Annotated in this window: 13 protein-coding genes and 2 tRNA genes; 13 read left to right on the top strand and 2 right to left on the bottom strand. The window is 40.0% G+C overall.

The genetic code is table 11. The annotated features are described in order from the left end of the window. Window positions 1–2 precede the first annotated feature (2 nt). The 4 genes from U0839_RS03245 to U0839_RS03230 all read left to right on the top strand — a co-directional run bounded on the left by U0839_RS03245 (window position 3) and on the right by U0839_RS03230 (window position 11,722). A complete protein-coding gene (locus U0839_RS03245; RefSeq protein WP_198185432.1) occupies window positions 3–1,475 on the top strand; it encodes an AMP-binding protein in 1,473 nt (490 codons plus the stop codon). Window positions 1,476–1,550: 75 nt separating this feature from the next. Then, on the top strand, window positions 1,551–8,093 hold the full coding sequence (locus U0839_RS03240; RefSeq protein ID WP_413550062.1) for an SDR family NAD(P)-dependent oxidoreductase: 6,543 nt from the start codon (window positions 1,551–1,553) through the stop codon (window positions 8,091–8,093). A 60-nt stretch (window positions 8,094–8,153) separates the two neighbouring features. After that, on the top strand, window positions 8,154–10,199 hold the full coding sequence (locus tag U0839_RS03235) for an AMP-binding protein (RefSeq protein WP_155564884.1): 2,046 nt from the start codon (window positions 8,154–8,156) through the stop codon (window positions 10,197–10,199). 230 nt (window positions 10,200–10,429) lie between these two features. Then, the gene (locus U0839_RS03230) at window positions 10,430–11,722 is read left to right on the top strand and encodes an autotransporter strand-loop-strand O-heptosyltransferase (protein ID WP_370533575.1); all 1,293 of its coding nucleotides are present in this window, start codon (window positions 10,430–10,432) and stop codon (window positions 11,720–11,722) included. Window positions 11,723–11,864: 142 nt separating this feature from the next. On the opposite strand, the gene ubiG is transcribed toward U0839_RS03230, so the two are convergent. Beyond that, the gene (gene ubiG / locus U0839_RS03225) at window positions 11,865–12,617 is read right to left on the bottom strand and encodes a bifunctional 2-polyprenyl-6-hydroxyphenol methylase/3-demethylubiquinol 3-O-methyltransferase UbiG (RefSeq protein WP_413550060.1); all 753 of its coding nucleotides are present in this window, start codon (window positions 12,615–12,617) and stop codon (window positions 11,865–11,867) included. A 158-nt stretch (window positions 12,618–12,775) separates the two neighbouring features. Here ubiG and U0839_RS03220 point away from each other — a divergent pair, with 158 nt between their 5' ends. From U0839_RS03220 to U0839_RS03180, 9 genes are all read left to right on the top strand, one after another. Continuing rightward, the gene (locus U0839_RS03220) at window positions 12,776–14,035 is read left to right on the top strand and encodes an aspartate kinase (protein ID WP_155564887.1); all 1,260 of its coding nucleotides are present in this window, start codon (window positions 12,776–12,778) and stop codon (window positions 14,033–14,035) included. Further along, on the top strand, window positions 14,028–15,092 hold the full coding sequence (locus U0839_RS03215) for an NAD(P)H-dependent flavin oxidoreductase (protein ID WP_110439533.1): 1,065 nt from the start codon (window positions 14,028–14,030) through the stop codon (window positions 15,090–15,092). The genes U0839_RS03220 and U0839_RS03215 overlap by 8 nt, the downstream gene beginning before the upstream one ends. A 27-nt stretch (window positions 15,093–15,119) precedes the next feature. Beyond that, window positions 15,120–16,319, top strand: coding sequence for a RodZ domain-containing protein (locus tag U0839_RS03210; protein WP_196424820.1), 1,200 nt, complete (start codon window positions 15,120–15,122; stop codon window positions 16,317–16,319). 144 nt (window positions 16,320–16,463) lie between these two features. Then, the gene (gene ispG, locus U0839_RS03205) at window positions 16,464–17,588 is read left to right on the top strand and encodes a flavodoxin-dependent (E)-4-hydroxy-3-methylbut-2-enyl-diphosphate synthase (RefSeq protein ID WP_110439535.1); all 1,125 of its coding nucleotides are present in this window, start codon (window positions 16,464–16,466) and stop codon (window positions 17,586–17,588) included. 36 nt (window positions 17,589–17,624) lie between these two features. After that, window positions 17,625–18,875: a histidine--tRNA ligase gene (hisS, locus tag U0839_RS03200; RefSeq protein WP_413550058.1), complete on the top strand. Its 1,251-nt coding sequence runs from the start codon at window positions 17,625–17,627 to the stop codon at window positions 18,873–18,875. Between the two features lie 3 nt (window positions 18,876–18,878). Then, window positions 18,879–19,961 carry a peptide chain release factor 1 gene (gene prfA, locus U0839_RS03195; protein WP_155564889.1) on the top strand — a complete coding sequence of 361 codons (1,083 nt, stop codon included), beginning with the start codon at window positions 18,879–18,881 and terminating at the stop codon, window positions 19,959–19,961. A gap of 110 nt (window positions 19,962–20,071) precedes the next feature. Then, a complete protein-coding gene (prmC, locus tag U0839_RS03190) occupies window positions 20,072–20,935 on the top strand; it encodes a peptide chain release factor N(5)-glutamine methyltransferase (protein ID WP_155564890.1) in 864 nt (287 codons plus the stop codon). Between the two features lie 205 nt (window positions 20,936–21,140). Beyond that, a complete protein-coding gene (locus U0839_RS03185; RefSeq protein WP_110439539.1) occupies window positions 21,141–21,659 on the top strand; it encodes a DUF4167 domain-containing protein in 519 nt (172 codons plus the stop codon). Window positions 21,660–21,741: 82 nt separating this feature from the next. Continuing rightward, a tRNA-Met gene (locus tag U0839_RS03180) sits at window positions 21,742–21,816 on the top strand. Window positions 21,817–22,107: 291 nt separating this feature from the next. On the opposite strand, the gene U0839_RS03175 is transcribed toward U0839_RS03180, so the two are convergent. Further along, window positions 22,108–22,182, bottom strand: a tRNA-Thr gene (locus tag U0839_RS03175). Window positions 22,183–22,235 lie beyond the last annotated feature (53 nt).

The following is a 22,235-nucleotide window of genomic DNA, read 5'->3' as shown; positions in this document are numbered from 1 at the left end:
ACGTGTTTGATCGCTTCATAGATTATGTTGCAAAAGTTGCACCGGATAAAATTGCTATCCGTTCATTCGAAGGCTCAATTACTTTTGCGGCAATGAATAGAGACATAAATCGGCTTGCACATGCTTTATTGGACGTTATTGATAATAGTTCCGAAATTGTGGCTGTTAATTATAAGCAAGTACATATTCACTGGATGCTTTTAATGGCGCTAAGCCGAATTGGTGTCGCTTCAGCGTCAGTATCCAGTAATAGCGAGATTGCTGAAAAGGAGATTGCTATATTGCAGCCTGATGCAATTATTAGCGATACGCTTTTTGATATTGATACGGCAGCTAAAATACACGTGCTTGATTTGAATTGGTATGATCAGGCCATGAAGCGTTTCAAACCTGATCCCATTTATACGCTCTATGAACCGGATCGTATTGTACGTGTTTCAATTGCGGCTGGAACGTCTTTCATGCGGCATAGAATTGATTATACAGCCTCAATGATTGAATCATCTGTCATAAGGATGATTACCCAGGAAAAAATCAGCTGGTCTCTTATGTCGGAAATTCCGAGATATCCAACATTGCTACCCACATTAGCTTTTGGCAGTTTTCATGGATTTTTATGCTATCTAAGCATCTGGTCAATCGGCGGGACAATTATTATGGCTGATCGCGAGCAGTATTTTGCCGCTATTGCCATGTTGTCACCTGATTTGATGGTTATTTCGCCTGCACAGCTTCAATTGATTGCAGAAAATTTGCCAGAAGATATACCCAGACAGGATCATTTAAGATTAATTGTCGTTGCTGGTAATTTTCCTAATGGTTTACGTCATTTTGTTCAGCAACGTCTGACAAAAAATCTGAATGTTACCTATGCGACAAGTGAGGCAGGGGTTATCGCTTCGATCAATATTGATCAAATCAACCATGATGACACAGCGGGGTGGATCATGCCATGGATTGATGTGCAGGTTGTTGATGATCAAGACCATCCACTAACATATGGTGAGATAGGTAATATCCGAATTAAAAGTCCAAATATCGTACAGAAATTTTTCCAAAATGTTCAGGATACTCATAAACAGTTTAAAAATGGTTGGTTCTATCCCGGCGATTTAGGAATATTGAATGAGGAAGGTCTTTTAAGGCTGATTGGTCGTGTAGATGAACTTTACAATTTTGGAGGTGATAAATTTTACGCTAATAAAATTGACGCAGTCATTTGCAGTATAGAAGGTATAAAAGATGCGGCTCTGTTTTCCATGCCTGATAACGATGGAATTCAGCAACCCTGGTTAGCTATTGTTCGCGGAGATAATTTTGATATTGATCAAATTGCCAGGATATTGGAAAAAGAATTTTATAACCTGCCCGATGTAAGTGTCTTATGGGTTAATTCCATTCCGAGGGATGAAGAGGGACATGTGTTGCGCAATCATCTAGAAAAGCTGGCAATGCAATATATTGAAACCATTTAATAAAAATTCGAGATAGAATATTTTATTAATGAGAAAATATAATAAATAATTATAGAAAAAAGAAAGTGTTATTTTATGGGAAGACTAATAAACAAATATAGTAACGAAGAAATTGCAATCGTTGGTATAGGCTGTAGATTCCCAGGAGATATTTTCAATCTTTCAAGTTTTTGGGAGGCTATTTGTCAGAAAAAAGAAACGGTTAGCCGTATTTTGCCTGATCGTTGGAACTGGCGGACGGCCTATGATCAGGATAATTCAGTTATTGCCAAAAGCTTTTTTCTAAATGCCAGTTTTCTGACACAGCCTATAGTTGAATTTGATCCCTTGTTTTTTGGTATGTCTCCTAAAGAGGCTGTACAATGTGATCCACAACAAAGAATATTACTTGAAGTCGCGTGGGAGGCGCTAGAAGAGGGGGGTCTTGTTCCATCATCCTATGCTGGACAAAAAGTGGGCGTATTTATAGGTGTCTTTGCGACGGACTGGTTAACGAAACACTCTGTTAGCGAAGCGAAAGAAGGGGAAATAGAAAGAAATTTTCTTCCTACAACTTTGCCTATTACTATGCTTTCTGCCAGACTTTCTTATTTTTTTGATTTTTGTGGTCCCTCGCTTGTTCTTGATACAGCCTGCTCATCTTCTTTAACCGCAATTCATCTGGCGTGTCAAAGTCTGAGAAATGGCGATAGTGATATGGCCTTGGCCGGCGGCGTTAATTTGATGATCACGGATCAATCCGGTGCTATTGTCGCCAAGGCCAATTTCATGGCCGAAGATGGAAAAAGTAAAAGCTTTGATGCTTCTGCTGACGGATATGGCAGGGGAGAGGGTTGTGGTATTGTTGTTCTTAAACGGCTGAAAGATGCTGTGCGTGATGGAGATAAAATTCATGCAGTCATTAGCGGGGTTGGAATTAACCAGGATGGACATAATGAAGGATTAACCGTTCCAAATGCGCGTGCACAGGAAAAACTAATTCATCAAGTTGCTCAACAGGCCAATGTACAATTGGAAGATATCGTTTATGTTGAGGCGCATGGAACAGGGACACCTGTGGGAGATCCTTTAGAAGCTCAGGCAATCTCCAATACAATTGGCAAAAGCCGACCGAACGGACAACCTGTTATCATAGGATCTGTAAAGGCAAATATCGGGCATTTAGAAGCGGCGGCAGGTGTGGCCGGATTGATTAAGGCTTGTTTGTGTGTCAAGCATAGAGCCGTGCCACCACAGGCAAATTTAAAAGAGCCAAATCCTAATATCCCTTTTGCTGAGATGAATTTACGCCTGATTCAGGATAAAGTTGTTTCATTAAAATCCTTGTCAGATGATTTATATGTTGCGGTTAATTCCTTTGGTTATGGTGGATCAAACGCAAATGTTATTTTACGGGCTCCTCGTCAAAATGAACAATCATCAGATATCTGTGGCAAAACTACTTGTTTACCTTCAAATCGGTATATTTTATCGTTATCAACGAAACAATTGCCGTCCTTAAAATTGATGGCACAAAGTTATTGTGAGTATTTCGAGCAGGGAACCGATATATCCCTTGCGGATATCTGTTATTCAGTGGGAAAGCATCGTTCATTTTTTCAGAAACATCTGGTTGTTGTTGCAAAAAACAAAGATGAATTTATTCAAAACCTTCAGGATTTTATACAGGATAAGCTAAATTCGGATGTAATAATTGGTAATCAGCAGGTTAAAACACAAAGCAGGCCTGTTTTTGTTTTTTCTGGCATGGGTCCACAATGGTGGGGAATGGGAAAGTGGCTCTTATCGAAGGGGCCTGCTGAATGTATAACAATCGCTGGGAAATGTGATTCTTATTTTAAGAAATTGTCAGGTTGGTCAATTCTTGAAGAGATGCAGAAAATGGAAACTGAATCTCGTATTCATGAAACGGCGGTGGCTCAACCCGCCATTTTTGTAATTCAAGTTTGTATAGCGACAGCCCTGAAAATTTATGGAATTGAACCATCTGCGATTGTAGGACACAGTGTTGGTGAAATTGCTGCCGCCTATATTTCAGGTGCTTTAAGTTTGAAGGATGCCGTTACCGTCATTTACCATCGTAGTCGATTGCAACAAAAATTTTCTGGTCAGGGGGCAATGCTGGCCGTCGGTCTGCCACCTTCATCGGCGGTCAATTTAATTGAAAAATATGCTGGAGACGTTACGGTCGCCGCGATTAACAGTACGCGTTCTTTTACTCTATCTGGATCAAAAGAAAATCTAGAAAAAATTGCACTTGAACTTGATAGGCATTCAGAATTCAATCGTTTTCTTAGGGTGGAACTTGCCTATCATAATCCCATCATGGATCAGATCCGGGAAGAATTTGAGGCATCAGTGCAAGATATTTGTCCACAAATGCCTGTAATTCCCTTGTATTCGACGGTTACGGGGCGTATTTGTGATGACACCTTTTTTCATGATGAGAATTATTGGTATCGTAATTTACGTCAAACAGTTTTGTTTGCCGAGGCGGTATCCTCTCTTATTCATGATGGACACAATCTATTTTTGGAAATAGGTCCTCATCCAGTTTTATCTTCTTCTATCAAAGAATGCGCTGCAACATTAAACAGTTCGATTGCTGTTACTTATAGTTTGCACCGTTCTGAACCTGAAGAAAAAGCCATTATAAAAACGCTTGCCAATCTTTCCGCAATAGGTCTTGATCTTGACTGGGGAAAAATCACGGGTGGAAAACGGGTCGATTTACCTTTTTATCGTTGGGCACGAGAAAGTTACCTTTTTGAGAGTAAACATTCTAAAGCGACACGGTTGGCGGAACGCGTAAATCCAGTTCTAGGCAATGTTGATTGGGCCGCATCACGGGGCTGGTTGTCCGAGATGAATATCAATTTTATGCCATGGTTGCCCGACCATAAGGTTGAAGGGATGATTGTCTTGCCTGGGGCAGCGTATGTTGAGGCCGCGTTGGCAGCTCATGCTCAACTGGCAATTGATGCACCTAAAGAAATGCAGGAGCCTGCCATTATCGAGGATCTGCAATTAAAAAAGGCAATGATTATTGACCAGCATTTTTATCCGTATATGACTTGGTGCCTTGATGATTTAACAGGGCGATTACTTGCTTTTGGGCGAGTCAAAAATGATTCGCATGAATGGGAATTATATGCAACGGTTGCTCTGCGACGTACTATGCCATGGTCGGAAGATAAGGTAATTGATCTCCAGATATTAAAAGAGAAAATGTCTGAAGATATTAAGATTGAGTTCTTTTACCAGAAATTACGTGAGCATGGACTGGAATATGGCCGGACTTTCCAAACAATTAAGAGGTTATATCATAATTCTGATGCCGTATTGGCCTATCTTGAAATTGCTGATACTGAACAGAATAGTATCAAGGATTATTGTATTCATCCAACCTTGTTGGATGGGGCTTTTCAACTGTTTGGAATTTTGTGTGCAAAACAACAAGTAAAAGATACCACTTTCCTTCCTGTCGCTATTGAGCGGGTTATGTATTATGGTCGACATGAGGGCAAGTTATATGCTTATGCCAATAATCCGGTAAGAGATGAAGACTTATTCACTGGTGATATTGATCTTTATACTGAAAAGGGAGAATTGATTGCTTCTATCAAGGGGTTGACTGTTAAAGAAATAGCCAGTCAAAAGCAGAAAGAAGCCAGACAGATGGGATTGCTTTATCATCGTGAATGGCAAAAATCAAAACCTTTATCTCTTCTAGGAGAAATTGCCAAGATTGCGATATTGACAGATAGTGATCAATTTTTGGAACTCCTGAAAAAAGAACTTGAGATGCAGGGGATAACCGTTCTTGTTGGAAAGATTGGTCAGCAGTTTGGAAAAGAGACTGAAGACCTATTTCATATTCGGGAAGGTCAGGTAAAAGATTATCAGGATTTTTTTTCTTTTGTTAATATTCATCAATGTCGTGCGGTTGTTTATTTTTATACCAGAAACAACGAATTTGAAGATAGAATTGGATTGTCTCTGGTACAAGAAGCTCTGGTGCTGTCACATGGATTACCGGTAATTGAAGAAAAGAAAATTTCAGAGAATTTTCGTTTCGTGATAATTACTAATGGATCAGAACAAATTCATGAAAATAATAAATCAATTAATTTGGATCAATCATCATTAAGAGGATTTGCGAGGGCTTTTTCCTTTGAACGTCCTGAACTGAAATTAAAATTGATTGATATTGATGCGGATCTTAAGACAGATTCAGCTATCCTTGCAGCCGAAATCCTGGATGAGGAGATGGAGGATGATGTTGTCTTGCGTGGTCAGGATCGCTACCTATCCCGTCTAACACCAATGACAAGACGTGAGGAAGTGCGATGTGTTCCTTATGAACAATTTGATTCTCAAAAAATTGGATTTCGGCTTGTTTCTGGTTTTCCGGGTATTTTGGATAAAATCCGTTATGATGCATTTGTGCGTCAACCACCGCCTCCAGGTCATGTAGAACTTGAAATTATTGATGCTCCTTTGAATTTTAAAGATGTATTGAAAGTTATGGGCCTGTTACCGCGTTCTGTCATGAAGGATACATTTCACGGTGATGGACTGGGAATGGAAGCCTCTGCAAAGGTTGTCGCCGTTGGTAAAGGGGCGGAGGAGGCTGGCTTTTATGTTGGAGATCGCCTTGTCATTACGTTTAAGGGATGTTTAACTTCACATGTTACCCTGGCATTGAAGGATATTTACGCGGTCCATTATTCCACGCATTCCTTGTTAAGGGAATCAAAACGATATCAGTTGACCTCTGATGAAATTGATAAAATCAAGGAATATGATCAACATAAAATCCCTGATGCAGAAGCGGCTACTGTGCCCATAGTGTTCTCTACAGCTTATCATACACTGATCAATTTGGCGAATTTACAACAGGGTCAAATAGTTCTTATTCATGCTGCGGCAGGAGGTTTGGGACTGGCAGCAATTCAAATTGCAAAAATGCGGGGAGCCAGAATTTTTGCAACGGCTGGAAATGAGAAAAAACGTCAGTATTTGCGGGATTTGGGATGTGAACAGGTTTGGAATTCGCGTAATCTTGAATTTGTCGATGGGGTTAAACAGGTAACTTGTGGAAGGGGAGTGGACGTTATCCTGAATTCCCTATCAGGAGAAGCATTACATCACAGTTTGGAACTGCTTGCCCCATTCGGCAGTTTTTGTGAGGTGGGAAAGAAAGATATTGCCGAAGAACGTTGGATGCCAATGAAGGCATTCAATAAAAATATTAATTTCTTTTCTATGGATTTGGATCGGATGGGAGCTGTTTGTCCAGAAAAAGTTCTGGATATTGTGACAAAAATTGTGCGGGATATAATGAATGACAAAATTATTCTGCCACCCTGTAAGGTCTATCCTGCTGCCAAAGCGGTTGAAGCGTTCAGAACATTAGCTTCTGCCCAGCATATCGGTAAAATTGTAATCAATTTTACCGATACAAAAGATGTAATGGTTAATCCTCTTCAAAAAGAAGTTGCCTCGATTGAAGCCAATGCGCTTTATCTGGTGACAGGCGCTTATGGCGGTATGGGGCTTGAATTGGTGCAATGGCTGGCTGAAAAAGGAGCCAAACATCTTGTCTTGATAGGGCGCTCACTTAAGAAAAATGATTCATCAATTCAGAAAATTCTAAGCATCTTACAAGAGAATGAAATCAGTTTGTATCAAATGCAGTGCGACCTCACTGATCTTCATGCCCTACAACAAACAATTGGAAAAGTGCAACAGTTGCCATATCCCCTAAAGGGAATATTTCATTGTGCTGCAATTATTGATGATGGAGTGGTTGAAAATCTTGATAGGGAACGGGTTGCAAAAGTTATGTTACCCAAGGCGCAGGGTGCCTGGTATCTGCATGAGCTGACCAGGGATATTGCGTTGGATCATTTTGTTTTATTTTCATCTGCGACTCATTTGTTTGGCAATATCGGTCAGGCAGCCTATATTTCCGCAAATGCCTTTCTGGATGCTTTGGCGCAATATCGTCAAAGGATTGGTTTGCCTGCTCTATCTATTGAGTGGGGCGCTATTGATGGTGGCAATATGCTGAAAAAGGATAGTCATGTTGTCAAAACATTTCAGAATTTTGGAGTGAATCCTCTACCTGTCAAAAAGGCACTCGATGTAATGCCATTATTATGGAAACTTCACAAACCCTTCTTGGCCGTCCTTGATATTGATTGGTCAAAATGGTTCAGCGCGTTTCCTATTACGCGAACTTATGGTCGTTTTCAGCCTTTGACCGCATTAGGGGTGTCAACAGGTGAACAGACTGAAGTTATGAAACAGTTAAATATCTTGCCCTTAGAGGGGCGTTTACCTTTTGTCATCGAGAATCTAATTCATATTTTGGAAAAAACGTTGCAATTGCCAGCAGATACAATTGATGGAAATACTCGGTTAACCGAGCTGGGAATTGATTCTTTGATTGGAGTGGAACTGCAGATTGCGATCAGTAATCAGTTGGGATGTGAAATTTCGTTGCTACAGCTTATGAAAGAGGAAAATCTTCAGGATGTTGGACGGGTATTGCTTAGAAAGTTAAAAGTTCCTTTTGAAAGTAATGAAATTTTAACACTGGAAAATGTCTGAGAATAATTCAAGTAAAAATTTGAACGTGTAGATACGAGTGATGGTATTGATAAAGAAAAGATGGTTTTGATTATCCCGAAAGACCAGACGGAAGACCGAACTTGTAAGCAACATAACGTTGTTGATTGGCGAAACGATACCCTTGTTGATATGGTGCAGCATCGTGCATGCTCATCACCCTCAATGGTTATTTATACGCTGTTGAATGACCAATGTGATCCTGTTGACACTCTGACGGCCATTCAACTTGATCATCAGGCTTCGGTTATTGCGGCAGGACTGCATCATTTTGGCAAGGAAAAAAACAGGGTTTTGATTTTATGTGAAAATGATTTGAATTATGTTTTGGCATTTTTTGGCTGTATATATGCCAATATGATCCCTGTTTCAGGAATTCATGTTGATGTTATTCGCAGTGATGAACGATTTGCAACGGTTTTAAATGATGCGCAACCAGATTTTGTTATTGGTCCACGTCATTTACTGATCGAATATAAGGATTATTTTCGGAAACTGGATTGTAATCCTGTCTGGATTCCCCTGGAGGTTTTATTAAATGTCAGGGATAAATTAGTTAAAAAGGGTGATAATAAGGATGTTGCTCTAATTCAGTACAGTTCAGGGACGACACGGAATACGAAAGGGATTTTGATTACGCATCGTAACTTGATGTATAATGTGCGGCATCAGCCAGCAAGTGAAAAAATTCTTGAAAGTGAATGCAACGGATTGAGTTGGTTACCTTTCGCCCATGATATGGGGTTAATCGGGGGGATTATTGTTCCAGTAGGTTTGGGACGAAAAATTTTTCTGTTGCCTCCAAAATATTTTATTGAAAAACCGGTAAGATGGTTACAGGCGATTACCAGATATAAAATACAGGTTTCTGGCGGACCAACATTTGCCTATAATCTTTGTTTAAGGGAAACCACGGAAAATGAGATCAGGAAATTAGATCTATCGTCATGGCAAATAGCAGTGAATGGGGCAGATAATTCTCAGGCTGAAACAATAGAAAAATTTTGCAAGAGATTTTCCTCGGCAGGGTTCAGGGCCAGGCATTTCATTTTTGGATATGGTCTTGCCGAGGCAACGTTAACCGTTACCAACAGCAAGGCAAATGTTTCCCCTAAAATCAGGAATTTTTCACGAAAAGCCCTGATGACAGGTTTCGTTAGGCAGGCTTCTGATGTTAATGATCAACGCATTTTGGTTTCATGTGGTTATTCTTTGGAGGATCAAAAGATTGTTATTGTGAATCCGGAAAACGACCAAATTCTACGAGATGGACGGGTCGGAGAAATTTGCGTTTCTGGACCCAGTGTTGCGAGAGGATATTTCAATCGTCCAGAAGAAACAAAGGATGTATTTCATGCGAAATTATCTGGTTCCAAGGAATTTTATTTGCGGACCGGTGATCTGGGGTTCATTTATGAAAATGAATTGTACTTTGCTGGAAGGATCAGCAACGTCATAACATTAGGCAACAAGAAATATGATCCTGGCGATATTAGTGGCACATTGGAAAATTCCTGTCCTGATATCCGAATTAATGGAACAACCTTCTTCCTTGAAAATTTAAAGGATCCAACATCAATAACCATTCTTGCGGAAACCATACGAAATCCCGTCAAGTCATATGAAGAAATTGCCGGATATATTTATGAAAAGGTAACCAAGCTTTATATGATTTGGCCTCGGACAATTGTATTGACACGTCCGGGAGGTGTCTTAAAAACACCCAGTGGCAAAATTCAGATTGCGCGTACGCGAGAGGCTTTTTGCGAGAAGAAACTTCCTGTCATTAAGGAATTTCGATATCAGGTTCCGATCATTACAGCATTTTTGTCTTTTAAAGAGGCATATAATCAAGTAGAAGAATGGATTGGAAATGTAACGAAAGATTGGAAGGGGAATGTAAAGCAATTAACACGCAACAAATTGTTGAACAAAGAGGTTAATTATGAACTTTTGTTAGACTTACGTTATAAATTTGAAGAAAAATTTCACGTTGAGATTGACCCGTCTGATTTTATGACCGCATGTCAAACATATACGGATTTATGTCATTTATTAGCAAAGCAAATTTGTAATTCTGAATTATAAAAATAATTTTAATTCTATATTGAAAGGGAACTATCTTGACCCAGAATGATAAGGTGAGAGTAGAAGGGTTTGAAAGAGTTAAATTAAAAGTTAAAGGTGAAGACAATTTATCAAGTTCTCTGGAAAACAAGCAGACTCAGGAAAGTGAATTAATTAACAAAATAAATAATTTATCACAAAACAGGCAGGTCCAAGACGCCATTCAAGCATTGGATAAACGATTTTCACCTATGATTGGTGGTGAAGAGGTGAACAATCAAACAGAACAAAAGCCGGCAAATAGCACCAAAAATCTGGTAAATCAATTTATACAGGCCTCTCCTAAGCCTACCCAAAAAGGACCCATGGGTATTTTATACGATTTTAATTTTGGAATACGCGTATATGTTCCAAAACCAGCTGCAGGGGAGGGATGGCGCGTTTGTTTAATGGATCTTGATACAGAGGTTGTCTTGCTGGATCAAACCTGCCAGGATCAGGGATATGCAACCACTGCCAAACATCATTATATGAATGGAAAAATCATTGTTTCAAAGATTCATAAGGATGGAAAGCAAGAAGAGGTTCTTGTTCATGAATATAATGCTCGGGGCAAGGAAGTTTTAATTGCCTTTCCGGTCGGATCCTTGGGGGATTCACTGGGTTGGGTGCCCTATGCAGAAAAATTTAGAAAGAAACATGACTGTAAACTGACATTGGCTTTGGGAAAAAACCTTATTGATTTGTTTGAAAAAGCCTATCCGGAAATCAGATTTGTTGACGCTTCTGTTTATGCTCAACAGAAAATTGAAAACAAATTTTATGCAGGATATTATATAGGCCTGTTTTTTGAGGATGAACAAAATAATTGGCAACCTCGTGATTTCAGGTTGGTAGGATTACATCGAACGGCAGGATATATTTTGGGTGTGGATCCTGAAGAGGTCCCCCCTCGTTTGGTTGCAAGTGAAGATACAAGACCTATTCCAGAACCTTATGTAGTCATTGCTACACAGGCCTCGACACAATGTAAATACTGGAACAATCCTTTTGGATGGCATTATGTTATTGATTTTTTGAAAAGCCTTGGATATCGTGTAATTTGTATTGATAGGGACAGGGTTTTCGGAAAGGATCTTGTTTGGAATCATATTCCAAACGGTGCGGAAGATCAAACAGGTCCGCGTCCTTTGACGGAAAGAGTACGCTGGTTGAAACATGCTGAATTTTTTGTCGGATTATCTTCTGGCCTTGCCTGGCTTGCATGGGGTGCTGGCATTCCAGTTGTTGTTATTTCAGGATTTACCAATCCATTAACTGAATTCAATACGCCTTATCGTGTGTTCAATACGCATGTTTGTAATGGATGTTGGAATGATATTCGATATTTATTTGATCATAATAATTTCCTATATTGTCCGAAACATAGCAACACTTCCCGACAGTTCGAATGCACCAAGGCAATTTCTCATCAGCATGTTATCAAAACCATTTTGTCCATTCCAGGTTGTCGTCAGAAACCAGTAAATGAAAAAGAAAAGTAAGGTTTAATAACAGTTGGATGTAAGGGCAACGGGCAAAATTCTTTTAGGGATATTATTAAGTCAATCCAATAATGGTGGAGTGAGAGAAAAAGCTTCTAGTTTTTTCTAAAAGCTTTTTTTAATTTATTTTGTAGTTAACAAATTATGAGTTTGTTAAGCAGGCAATATAATTGATTTTTACATTCTGGGCCAGTTTCCATCCATTTGGATAGAAAGTCATTCCGGCAATAGATTTTATGCGTAATCCGGCAGAATGTGCCATTTTGCCCAATTCAGAAGGTGTGATGAATTGTCTCCAGTTATGTGTACCGACAGGCAACTTGCGTGTAATATATTCAGCTGCTACCTTGGCAAATAGAAAGGCCGGTAACGTACGGTTGATTGTTGATACAAAAATCATACCATTGGTTTGTAACAACCGGGAGATATTATGGATAAAGTTCTGAGGATCATTAACGTGCTCAAGTAGCTCTAGGGCCGTAATGACAGAAAAATGTTGATTTTCGTGAACAAGTTCCTCAATGCTTCCCACCTTATAGGTTAATGAGCCGCCATTAGGGAGCAAGGGTGTTGTATCTAGATGATATTGTGCGACTTTGATAACTTTTTCTCCGGCATCTATTCCCAATACATTGTATCCCATATTTGCCAGGGCTTCACTGGCCAAACCGGCTCCACATCCGATATCCAGAATATTGCCGGATTTATAATATTGGTTATTATGTCTCAGGTTGCGGTTGATCCATTCAATACGAAGATCATTCATGTCATGAAGGGAGCTCATGGGCCCTTTTCGATCCCACCACTGATCTGCGAGCTGATTAAAATGATCAATTTCATTCGTGATAATTGAATTATTTTGCTTGTTGGCATTATCTGTAGTATCGATAGGCATTTATTTCACCCTCGGTGGAAGAAAAGTAATAGAAAAGTCAATTATTTGCTTATAAATGATAATTGAGTTAATTATTGAATGATATTAGAAAAATGAGATTTATGCTTCATTATATCATATTTAAATGCTGAAAATAATAGTTGTGGAGTTTATTTTTTATGTCTTGTGATATTCCCCGGATCGTAATGAAGTTTGGTGGGACGTCGGTTGCTGATTTGGACAGGATTCGTAAGGTCGCTCAAACAGTCAAAAAACAAGTTGGCGTAGGTTGTGAAGTAGCCGTGGTTGTGTCAGCTATGTCAGGGGTCACAAACCAGCTGGTTGAATATTGTCAAACCCTCAATCCCCTATATGATCCCTGCGAATATGATTCAATTGTAGCGACAGGTGAACAGGTAACCAGCGGGCTTTTGGCTATTGCTTTGCAAACAATGGGGATTAAAGCACGTTCATGGTCAGGTTGGCAAATTCCCATAATTACAGATGATGCGCATGGTAGGGCCAGAATTAAACAGATTGAATCAGCAGCCCTGATAGAATGCATGCAGGCTGGAGTTGTGCCTGTTATTGCCGGATTTCAGGGAATAGATGAAAATAAGCGTATATCAACTTTGGGACGGGGTGGATCCGATACTTCGGCGGTTGCGTTGGCTGCAAGCTTGAATGCTACAAGATGTGATATTTACACGGATGTAGATGGAATTTACACAACTGATCCCAGAATAGTAAAAAAGGCAAAACGAATAAAGGCAATCGCATATGAAGAGATGTTGGAATTAGCCTCTGTCGGTGCAAAGGTCTTGCAAACCAGAAGTGTAGAATTGGCCATGAAGGAACAGGTGCGTGTTCAGGTTCTTTCAAGTTTTGAAGATCATGACCCGTCAAAGGAGGGGTCTTTGCCAGGTTCTTTAGTTGTTAGTGAGGATGAAATTGTGGAAAAAGAACAAGTAACAGGAATCGCTTATTCCTTGAATGAAGCAAAGGTGGTTGTAAAAGGTATTCCCGACTTTCCTGGAGTGGCATCTTCTATTTTCAGGCCCTTGGCAGAGGCCAATATCAATGTTGATATGATCGTGCAGAGTAGCGGGACAAATCAAACCACAGATATGACATTTACAGTGCCTAAAACGGATTTGTTACAGGTTCAACAGCTTTTGGAACAGGCAAAAGATACAATTAAATTCTCACAATTGCTGACCGATGAGGATGTTGTAAAAATCAGTGTGGTTGGAATTGGGATGCGTTCTCATACTGGTGTCGCAAATATTATGTTTAAAACATTGGCGGAACGTTCTATAAATGTTCAAGTGATTTCCACAAGTGAAATTAAGGTTTCTGTTATTGTTGCTGCGGAGTATGTGGAATTGGCTGTACGTGCTTTACATACAGCTTATGGATTGGATCAAATGAATGACTGATAAAATGAATATGGATTTAGTTTCATATGATCAAGCAAAAAGGGAATTGAAGCGTCTGTGGAAACGTGGCACTGATTTTTTGGGAAGTGAGGTTGCCATTCTTGGCGGAGCTATGTCCTGGGTCAGTGAGCATCATCTGGTTTCAGCCATTTCCAATGCCGGGGGTTTTGGCGTGATTGCATGTGGAGCAATGGAACCCGAAATGCTAGCTGTCGAAATTGAGGCCACTCAGGCACTGACAAAAAAGCCTTTTGGGGTAAATCTGATTACGATGCATCCCAAATTGTCTGAATTGATTGATGTCTGTCTGCGTCTAAAGGTTCATTATATTGTGTTGGCAGGGGGTATTCCTTCGAGTACAGCAATCAGGCAAATTAAGGATGGGGGAGCTAGGGTTATTGCGTTTGCTCCAGCCTTGATTTTGGCAAAACGGTTGCTTAAAATGGGTGTTGATGCACTGGTGATAGAAGGGGCAGAAGCAGGGGGACATATAGGTCCTGTTTCTTTGACTGTACTTGCTCAAGAAATTTTACCTGTTATCCGTGAAATACCTGTTTTTGTTGCGGGTGGACTGGGTCGTGGCGATGCCATTGTTTCATTTCTTGAATTGGGTGCCTCTGGCGCACAGTTGGGCACGATGTTTGCTGCAGCGGTAGAAAGTCAAGCCCACGAGAGGTTTAAAAAAGCGTTTATTCACGCTTCGGCACGGGATGCAGTCGCTTCAGTACAATTGGATGATAGTTTTCCAGTTATTCCCGTGCGTGGTCTTTCCAATCCAGGGACAAAAGCGTTCATGAAGCATCAAGCCGCCGTAATTCAAAAATATCGTAATGGTGAATTAAGTAAAGAGGATGCCCAACTGGACATTGAACATTTTTGGGCGGGGGCTTTGCGTCGTGCGGTAAAGGAAGGTGATGTGGAATATGGCTCGGTTATGGCTGGTCAATCCGTGGGAATGGTAAAGGAAATTTTACCTGTTGCCGATATCTTTCATACACTTATGCAACAGGCAATTGAGGCTTTGGTAAGACGACAACAACGTATATCAGATATGTGAACATTCTATATAATGGGTTTTAAGCAGATGAGTAATGGACCTGAACAATATGCGAATAAACAATCTATTGGCGAAATGCTTCGTTCAAGAAGAGAAGAATTGCACTTGAGTTTGGAGGATATTTCTCAGAGGCTGAGAATCCGGTTGGTTTTTTTAAAGGCTCTGGAGGATGGGCAGATCGATCAGTTGCCCGGTATAGCCTATGCATCCGGTTTTTTGCGTTCTTATGCAGAGTTTCTGGGACTGAATGTTGACGAGGTAATCAAGCGCTTTCGTTTTGAGCATCAGGGAACAGAATATAAACAGAAATTACTGTTTCCTGCTCCTGTCCCTCAATCTGGAGTTCCTGCCGCTGTAATTATTTTTGCAGGTTTACTGATTATTGTCGGGGGATATGTTGGCTGGTACAAAATGACTGATCATCGAAAGGTTCCTGCCGAAACTATTCCATCCATTATGGATAAAAATGGTAAAGATCAGGCGCAGGAAAAAATTTCACCACAGATTGCATCTGTTATGCCCTCTCAAAACGTAAATAATGCAAAACCGGATCAAAATGTTTCCAATGCTATCCATAAACTTGAATCACAGGTAGCCCAGTCTCAAAAAACAAATGAACCGGCTTCGGAACCGGCAAATTATTCGCAGGGTGATAAAAACAATTCTTTACAAGAAAATAAGTTGTCTCCACAAAATTCATCTATAGACAATCAACAGAAACCACAGGAACCCTCTTCTATTCAAACCAGTAAAGCATCTGACTCATCAGGTAAGGTTGATCAACAACATCCTGATTCGGTAAAAAATATTGAAAGCAAAGATAATGAGACAACAGAAAAAGTTGATAACAATATCATTATCAGGACATCCGGAGCCAGTTGGTTAAAAGTTCAGGATCAACAGGGTCGTATTTTATTGCAAAAAACATTGCAAAAAGGTGAAAGCTGGACTGTTCCATCAGATCATGCAAGGGTTGTTATGACCATTGGCAATGCCGGGGCTGTCATTATTGAAAATAATGGGAAGCAGTCAAGGCCTCTGGGTGAAAGGGGAAAGGTTTTACGGCATTTTGTTATAACGCCTGAGTTATTGGAAAAGATTGTTACAGAACCTGTAGATAATAATTCGGATGCAATGCCTGAAAAAAATAAGAAGAAAATGGTCAATGAGAATGGCTTGAATTTAAATAATGATCAGGAAAAGACTGAAGGATCTGATAATCGTTAGGACAAATATTTTATGTTTGAGCGGTTATATATTGCATATTTTAATGGGGTTGGTTAGTTAAAAGAAGATGGTGTAAAATTGATCTTTTAAGATTGTTTCTTTTAAGGTTAAAGGCATTACCATAATTAACTTGGAGAAAAATTAATGAGTTTACGCCCATATCAGCAAATTATTCGTCGCAAAAGTCGACAAATTAATGTGGGGTCTGTTCCTGTTGGCGGGGATGCACCGATTAGTGTTCAAACAATGACAAATACGCTGACCAGTGATGCACAGGCAACGGTTGCACAAATTAAAAAAGCTGAAAAGGTGGGGGTTGATATTGTTCGGGTTTCCTGTCCTGATGAGGATAGTACCAGGGCGCTGAAAGAGATTGTCCGTAATGTGGAAGTTCCAATTGTTGCGGATATTCATTTTCATTATAAGAGGGCGATTGAAGCTGCACAGGCAGGCGCTGCTTGTTTAAGGATTAATCCAGGAAATATTGGTAATGCGGATCGTGTTCGGGATGTAATTAAGGCGGCAAAAGATTATAACTGTTCAATTCGTATCGGGGTTAATGCGGGTTCTCTTGAAAAACATCTTTTGGAAAAATACGGAGAGCCTAATCCTGAGGCTTTATTGGAAAGTGCGATGGAGCACGCGAAAATCCTAGAAGATAATGATTTTCGCGAATTCAAAATTAGTGTTAAGGCTTCAGATGTTTTTTTGGCGGTTGAAGCTTATCGTTTATTATCTGAAGCTTGTGACTATCCATTGCATATCGGTATTACTGAAGCGGGCGGGAAAAGAGCGGGGACTGTAAAATCCTCCATTGGATTAGGTTCACTTTTATGGGCAGGTATTGGGGATACAATGCGCGTTTCCTTGTCGGCTGAACCTGAAGAGGAAGTCGTTGTAGGCTGGGATATACTGAAAACGCTTGGTTTGCGTCATCGGGGGGTAAGGGTTGTTTCCTGTCCTTCCTGTGCGCGTCAAGGTTTTAAGGTCATTCCAACGGTTGCAACATTGGAAGAACGTTTGGCTCATATTGAAACGCCAATTACGCTTTCTGTCATTGGTTGCGTTGTTAATGGTCCAGGTGAAGCCACCATGACGGATGTGGGTGTTACCGGGGGTGGATCAGGACGTCATATGGTCTATGTTGGTGGAAAGCAGGATCATACGATTCCTGCTGAAGAAATGATTAACCATATTGTGCAATTGGTTGAACAAAAAGCCGCACAGATTGAAGCGGAAAAAACTGCTCAAAAAAAAGAAAAGAATTAATTTTAAAATATAATTTCAAATATAGGATAGTTTAAAGTGAGTGTGGTTAAACCCGTTCGTGGAACCCATGATTTGATTGGTGACGAGGCAAAAAATCATCAATATGTCATGCAAACCGCAAAAAATATTACTTCATTATATGGGTTTGAAGAATGGATAACACCGGTTTTTGAAGAAACAGGTGTTTTTACGCGCTCTTTAGGGGATACGTCGGATATTGTTTCCAAGGAAATGTATACATTCCAGGATCGTGGTGGGGATTCTCTCACCCTGCGTCCCGAAGGAACAGCTGGAATTTGCCGTGCCTTGGTTACAAATGCTTTGACCCAAACCCTTCCTCAAAAGGTTTTTTATGCCGGCCCAATGTTTCGTTATGAGCGTCCTCAAAAAGGCCGTTATCGGCAGTTTTATCAGATTGGTGCAGAATTGCTGGGTACGGCAACCCCTTTTGCAGATGCGGAAATGATTGCAATGGGGCAGCATATTCTTAATGCCCTAGGTATTTCAGATAATGTTGTTCTTGAATTGAACACGCTGGGGGATCTGATCAGCCGTCAAGCATGGCGAGAAGCTTTAATTGCCTATTTCAAAACTGTTAAATCTGAATTATCAGAAGATAGTCAAAATCGGTTGGAGAAAAATCCCTTGCGTATTTTGGACAGTAAGGCGGCACAGGATAGAGCGTTATTGGATCATGCTCCGTTAATGAAAGATTATATGACTCCGACAGCACTGGAATTCTGGGATAGGTTACGAAAAGCACTGGATCAGTTTAAAATTCCATTTAGAGAAAATTATTATATTGTTCGTGGATTGGATTATTATAGTCATACGGTTTTTGAATTTGTAACGACAAAGCTTGGATCACAGGGTACCGTTCTGGCGGGCGGACGATATGAGGGGCTGGTTGCAGAAATGGGTGGACCTTCTGTTCCTGCTATTGGATGGGCGGCTGGGGTTGAAAGATTGGCTCTTTTATTGAATTCGATACCCGTCCAACCTAAATCTGTAGCGATCATTGTATTTTCTGATGCGGTTCATGAAATGGCATTTACGGTTTTACAGCTATTGCGAACTCATAAAATTGCCGCTGAAATGACCTATAAAGGGAATTTCCGTAAACAAATGGAGTGGGCTAATAAAAGGAAAGCGTCTATTGCATTGCTTATTGGTGAGGATGAGGCGACCAAACAAGTTGTTCAGTTGAAAGATTTGAATTCTGGTGAACAAGTCGAGGTTGCCTTGCATGATTTGGTTTCTCAGCTTATTTTGAAATTGGCGAAATAATTTATGTCTTCTGAAGAATTTTCTGCAAGTTTTAATGATCGTCTGGATAAAATCATAGCTCGGTCAGAAGAATTACAACACTTGTTATCCACTGAGATATCCGGGGATGAATTTATTGAGGCTTCACGTGAATATGCTGAATTGAATCCGCTTGTAGCCTTGATTGAATCTTTAAGGACGGCAGAAAAGGATTATCAGGCTGTTCAGGAAATGCTTGATGATCCTGAAATGAAAGATTTGGCGCAGGCCGAGTTACAGGGGTTGCATGAAAAACTTCCGGAAATAAGACATAAGATTCGTTTGGCAATGTTACCAAAGGACAAGGCTGATGAACGAAGTGCAATTTTAGAGCTACGTCCAGCGGCTGGGGGTGATGAGGCGGGTCTGTTTGCGGCAGAACTTTTTTCCGCTTATCAACGTTACGCGGAATCTCGAGGCTGGCGCTTTGAAATTCTGGAATATGGTGATACTGGATTGGGCGGTCTTAAAGAAGGGATTGCTTCAATCACGGGCACGGGAGTTTTTGCACGTTTGAAATATGAATCGGGTGTTCATCGCGTGCAACGTGTTCCAGCTACCGAAAGTCAGGGGCGTGTTCATACTTCAACAGTAACCGTTGCAGTATTGCCTGAGGCAGAGGAAGTGGATGTCACAATTGATGAAAGTGATCTGCGGATTGATGTCTATCGTGCTTCTGGGGCTGGTGGACAGCATGTTAACAAAACGGAAAGTGCGGTGCGGATCACTCATATTCCGACAGGTGTGGTCGTGGCGATGCAGGAGGAAAAAAGTCAGCACAAAAATAAGGCGAAAGCCATGAAGATCCTGCGTGCACGTTTATATGAACAACAGCGGTTGGCCGCTCATGAAAATCGTGCGGCAGACCGTCGTTCTCAGGTGGGGACAGGAGATCGTTCTGAACGTATTCGTACATATAACTTTCCACAAGGACGTGTTACCGATCATCGGGTAAATTTGACGTTGCATAAGATTGATCGTGTTATGTTGGGGGAATTTGATGAGATTATCGATTATTTAATCCAGGAAGAACAATCCCGACTATTGGCTTCTGAAGAGAATACCTAGGAAAAAAATTCTGTTTTTGCCTTTTATTTCTGTCTAATGCCTTAGTTATATTATCGTTTAAAAGCATTAGTTGTTTTTATATTTGGATAAATTGATTTTTACTGGATTACATGGATAATAGTGTACAAATACCGTTGGCTTCATTAATTCAGGAAGGCGAGATGCTTTTTCAAAAGGCAGGAATTGAAGCACCGCGACGAGAGGCAATGTTATTAATAGCTGCGGCGTTAAAAAAAAGCAGAACCGAATTATTCTTGATGGATAAAACAGAATTGATCGATCCTGTCCTAATTCGTTCATATTTTTATAGACGAAGTCAGCATGAACCTTTCGCTTATATTGTGAGGGAAAAAGGATTTTGGTCGTTAAATTTGGAAGTGTCAGAAGCCACTTTAATTCCTCGCGCTGATAGCGAGACTTTGATCGAGGTTTTGTTGAAATTGTTTCCGAAACGCCAAACTCGTTATAATTTTCTGGATCTGGGAACTGGCACAGGTTGCCTGTTGCTTGCCGCTTTGTCTGAATATACGAAAAGTTTTGGAATTGGGGTCGATTATAAAGAACAGGCTGTTAGATTGGCAAGGAAAAATGCGGAAAAATGCAAATTGGCGGACCGATCTATATTTTATACGGGTTATTGGGGTAATGCCTTAAAGGGGGAATTTGATATTATTTTATCCAATCCACCTTACATTCGTGAACATGAATTATTAAATTTAATGCCAGAGGTCAAAAACTATGAACCCATGTCAGCTTTGGATGGGGGAAGGGACGGCCTTGATGCATATCGTTTAATCTGTTATCAAGCCGCGGATTTATTAACGGAACAGGGAGTTTTGATTTTAGAACTAGGAATTGAACAGGAAGAGCATGTTACAGAGATTGGAAGGGATGTAGGGCTGCATGTTGTGCAAAAACAACAGGATTTAAATGGTTATACAAGAGCCCTTGTTTTTTCTAATATAAAATTGTAAAAGCTTATCATATAATTTTATTTTAATTATAGTAAGAGAAGCTACTAACTCAATATAATGATTAATAGCTGTATAAATTATAGTATTAAATTGCAATTTATTTATTTCATTTAGTTTACTTGTTTCATATTAATCATTATCTATCAACCAATCAAAATGTAACCTTAGTTTCATATTTACTAATAGGAAAGTATAACAATAACTTATGAATACAAAACGTATGCGAGGTCGTTATTACCGGTCAGGCAATAACGGGGGGGCACGGCATCAAAACGGACAGGTTTCTTTTAATCGAAATCATGTGTTTGAAAGTAACGGTCCTAATGGACGTATTCGTGGAACTGCTCAACAATTACATGAAAAATATCTTCAACAGGGACGGGATGCCATAAGTTCAGGGGATCGGGTCAATGCTGAAAGTTTTTTTCAGTATGCAGAACATTATTCTCGTATTGTTAATATGATTAACCAGTCTAATCAACAAAGACATCGTCCCAATAATTTTCAGGAAACGGCAAATAATACAGAGCCTGTAAAAATGATAGAGGATGAACCGGAAACAACCGAGGCTGTCGAAATTAAGATTGATGAAACTGCAAATGAAACTCCTGTTGTTCAGGAGATAGAGGCTGAACAGCCCGCACCGGTTCGTGTGCCCCGTAGAGGAAGGCCTCCTAGAGCGCTGTCAGCAGGAAAAAAAAAGCTTTCGGAAGAAAATAGTTAAAATATTATAGAAGATGAGTGAAAAATACTTGACTTTGTCATTTAAATAAGGGTAATTAAACTCGTCTTTCAATGATTGATAAGGCGGCGTAGCTCAGTGGTAGAGCAGGGGAATCATAATCCCTTGGTCGGTGGTTCAAATCCGCCCGTCGCTACCATCTTTAAAATTTGGTTTAAATCTACAGATGGTTGTTAAAATTCAAAATCCTTAAAATCGAATAATTCTTAACAACTTATTTTTAATTTTGTTTTTAAGTTAGTATTTTGTGATTTGATTGTAAGTTTATTATTATCAGACTGATGGTATGATTATTGTTGAAATGATAAGAGTCATTGAATATGAAAATATATTTTGTTGGGAATGGAAAAACAGAACGATCTTGTAAAAATTTTTTAATAATTTAACGAGATTAGATGTGATATATTAAATTGTCATACATAATCAGAAATGGTGCTGCTGGCGAGGATTGAACTCGCGACCTCTCCCTTACCAAGGGAGTGCTCTACCACTGAGCTACAGCAGCTTCGATTTGCTTTATTTAGTAGCTTTTCATTCAAAATGATGCAACAAAAAAGT

It is taken from the genome of Commensalibacter sp. A3DC (assembly GCF_047307945.1).
GTDB classification, from domain to species: domain Bacteria; phylum Pseudomonadota; class Alphaproteobacteria; order Acetobacterales; family Acetobacteraceae; genus Commensalibacter; species Commensalibacter melissae.
Note: the sequence above shows the minus strand (reverse complement) of the source record. Positions and strands in the feature narration are given on the sequence as shown.

Excerpts from the sequence above, each read along its gene's own strand:
- U0839_RS03240 (WP_413550062.1), top strand. The coding sequence starts at position 1,551 with ATGGGAAGACTAATAAACAAATATAGTAACGAAGAAATTGCAATCGTT.
- U0839_RS03235 (WP_155564884.1), top strand. The coding sequence starts at position 8,154 with ATGGTTTTGATTATCCCGAAAGACCAGACGGAAGACCGAACTTGTAAG.
- U0839_RS03230 (WP_370533575.1), top strand. The coding sequence starts at position 10,430 with ATGATTGGTGGTGAAGAGGTGAACAATCAAACAGAACAAAAGCCGGCA.
- ubiG (WP_413550060.1), bottom strand. The coding sequence starts at position 12,617 with ATGCCTATCGATACTACAGATAATGCCAACAAGCAAAATAATTCAATT.
- U0839_RS03220 (WP_155564887.1), top strand. The coding sequence starts at position 12,776 with ATGTCTTGTGATATTCCCCGGATCGTAATGAAGTTTGGTGGGACGTCG.
- U0839_RS03215 (WP_110439533.1), top strand. The coding sequence starts at position 14,028 with ATGACTGATAAAATGAATATGGATTTAGTTTCATATGATCAAGCAAAA.
- U0839_RS03210 (WP_196424820.1), top strand. The coding sequence starts at position 15,120 with ATGAGTAATGGACCTGAACAATATGCGAATAAACAATCTATTGGCGAA.
- ispG (WP_110439535.1), top strand. The coding sequence starts at position 16,464 with ATGAGTTTACGCCCATATCAGCAAATTATTCGTCGCAAAAGTCGACAA.
- prfA (WP_155564889.1), top strand. The coding sequence starts at position 18,879 with ATGTCTTCTGAAGAATTTTCTGCAAGTTTTAATGATCGTCTGGATAAA.
- prmC (WP_155564890.1), top strand. The coding sequence starts at position 20,072 with ATGGATAATAGTGTACAAATACCGTTGGCTTCATTAATTCAGGAAGGC.
- U0839_RS03185 (WP_110439539.1), top strand. The coding sequence starts at position 21,141 with ATGAATACAAAACGTATGCGAGGTCGTTATTACCGGTCAGGCAATAAC.